This is a genomic window from Shimia ponticola, from assembly GCF_007995215.1.
GTDB classification, from domain to species: Bacteria; Pseudomonadota; Alphaproteobacteria; order Rhodobacterales; family Rhodobacteraceae; genus Shimia_B; species Shimia_B ponticola.
In genome coordinates this window covers 1-2500 of record NZ_VCDK01000004.1, presented here as the reverse complement: position 1 = coordinate 2500, position 2500 = coordinate 1, and the positions used below count along the sequence as shown (strand labels likewise).

Here is a 2500-nt window from a genome sequence, read left to right as displayed (position 1 = left end):
CATCCGAATACCCCGGGGGGTAGAGCACTGGATGGGTAATGGGGCCCCACAGGCTTACTGATCCTAACCAAACTCCGAATACCCGGGAGTACTAGATGGCAGACACACCACGGATGCTAACGTCCGTGGTGGAGAGGGAAACAACCCTGACCGACAGCTAAGGCCCCCAAATCATGGCTAAGTGCGAAAGCAAGTGGGATGTCCAAAACAACCAGGAGGTTGGCTTAGAAGCAGCCATCCTTTAAAGATAGCGTAACAGCTCACTGGTCTAATTAAGACGTCCTGCGGCGAAGATGTAACGGGACTCAAGCCATGTGCCGAAGCTTCGGATGCCGTAAGGCATGGTAGCAGAGCGTAGTGTGATATAGCTTCATTCCTCCTTAGTGCCTTCGGGTACATTGGAGGAGAGAAGCTTTCGATGAAGCCGGGGCGTGAGCCATCCGGTGGAGAGATCACTAGTGAGAATGATGACATGAGTAGCGACAAAGAGGGTGAGAGACCCTCTCGCCGAAAATCCAAGGGTTCCTGCTTAAAGCTAATCTGAGCAGGGTAAGCCGGCCCCTAAGGCGAGGCAGAAATGCGTAGTCGATGGGAACCAGGTTAATATTCCTGGGCCAGGAGGATGTGACGGATCATGAAGATTGTTGGAGTTCGGGTAGTTCCGCCAGCAGTTAATTGGTCCCTGGAAATAGCCCTCCATCAGACCGTACCCTAAACCGACACAGGTGGATAGGTAGAGTATACCAAGGCGCTTGAGAGAACGATGTTGAAGGAACTCGGCAAAATACCTCCGTAAGTTCGCGAGAAGGAGGCCCAGTTCCTAGGCAACTAGGGGCTGGGGGCACAAACCAGGGGGTGGCGACTGTTTACTAAAAACACAGGGCTCTGCGAAGTCGCAAGACGACGTATAGGGTCTGACGCCTGCCCGGTGCCTGAAGGTTAAGAGGAGAGGTGAGAGCCTTGAATCGAAGCCCAGGTAAACGGCGGCCGTAACTATAACGGTCCTAAGGTAGCGAAATTCCTTGTCGGGTAAGTTCCGACCTGCACGAATGGCGTAACGACTTCCCCGCTGTCTCCAACATCGACTCAGCGAAATTGAATTGCCTGTCAAGATGCAGGCTTCCCGCGGTTAGACGGAAAGACCCCGTGCACCTTTACTACAGCTTCACACTGGCATCAGGCCAAGCATGTGCAGGATAGGTGGTAGGCTTTGAAACGTGGACGCCAGTCTGCGTGGAGCCATCCTTGAGATACCACCCTTGCTTTGCTTGATGTCTAACCGCGGTCCGTTATCCGGATCCGGGACCCTGTGTGGCGGGTAGTTTGACTGGGGCGGTCGCCTCCTAAAGCGTAACGGAGGCGCGCGAAGGTTGGCTCAGAGCGGTCGGAAATCGCTCGTTGAGTGCAATGGCAGAAGCCAGCCTGACTGCGAGACTGACAAGTCGAGCAGAGTCGAAAGACGGCCATAGTGATCCGGTGGTCCCGAGTGGAAGGGCCATCGCTCAACGGATAAAAGGTACGCCGGGGATAACAGGCTGATGGTGCCCAAGAGTCCATATCGACGGCACCGTTTGGCACCTCGATGTCGGCTCATCTCATCCTGGGGCTGGAGCAGGTCCCAAGGGTACGGCTGTTCGCCGTTTAAAGAGGTACGTGAGCTGGGTTTAGAACGTCGTGAGACAGTTCGGTCCCTATCTGCCGTGGGTGTAGGATACTTGAGAGGAGTTGCCCCTAGTACGAGAGGACCGGGGTGAACGATCCACTGGTGGACCAGTTGTCGACTACGGCAGTGCTGGGTAGCTATGATCGGACAGGATAACCGCTGAAGGCATCTAAGCGGGAAGCCCCCCTCAAAACAAGGTATCCCTGAGGACCGAGGTAGACTACCTCGTCGATAGGCCGGAGGTGTAAGTGCGGTAACGTACTCAGCTGACCGGTACTAATGGTCCGATAGGCTTGATTTGATCCAGTAGAAGCTAGGCCTAGGCCATGGTGCGTGAAATCACGCACCCTACTATCAGAAGCTACACTCCTACATAGTGTACGCGACTTGGACACGTTCCACCCCCGAGTTTCTTTCTCGGTTTGGTGATCATAGCGCGAGTGAAACACCCAGCTCCATCCCGAACCTGGCCGTTAAGCACCGTAGCGCCGATGGTACTGCATCTTAAGGTGTGGGAGAGTAGGTCATCGCCAAACCTAGTAAGAAACTTGAGGTTAAGTGTTCTCTTGAACGATGATGAATAACGCAAAAGCGCCCGCTGGAACCCCAGCCGGGCGCTTTTGTCGTTCAAATGGCCGAAAATCCTCGCGAAAAACGCGCTCTCTAAAGCCGAACGCCAAATGCTGCCCGGATCTCCACGTCAAAACTACCGACAAATCACGGAGTGGCCTCGACACATGACCCGCCTTCCTCAAACACCCCACAAATCCGCCCCAAATCCAAAACAAAAACAAACAAACAACCTGAACCCAAACAACTGAAACAGGGGCAACCTCA

Annotated in this window: 1 protein-coding gene and 2 rRNA genes (1 of these 3 cut by a window edge); 2 read left to right on the top strand and 1 reads right to left on the bottom strand. The window is 54.2% G+C overall.

Features of this window, described 5'->3' with window-relative positions; all coding sequences use genetic code 11:
* A 23S ribosomal RNA gene (locus FE702_RS10160) occupies nt 1–1964 on the top strand; it begins 859 nt to the left of the window's first position.
* Nucleotides 1965–2084: 120 nt separating this feature from the next.
* Nucleotides 2085–2199, top strand: a 5S ribosomal RNA gene (gene rrf / locus FE702_RS10155).
* 18 nt (nt 2200–2217) lie between these two features.
* Here the strand turns inward: rrf and FE702_RS18785 are convergent.
* Nucleotides 2218–2500, bottom strand: a 283-nt coding sequence (locus FE702_RS18785; protein WP_222611807.1) for a hypothetical protein, incomplete at its 5' end; no start/stop codon positions are given.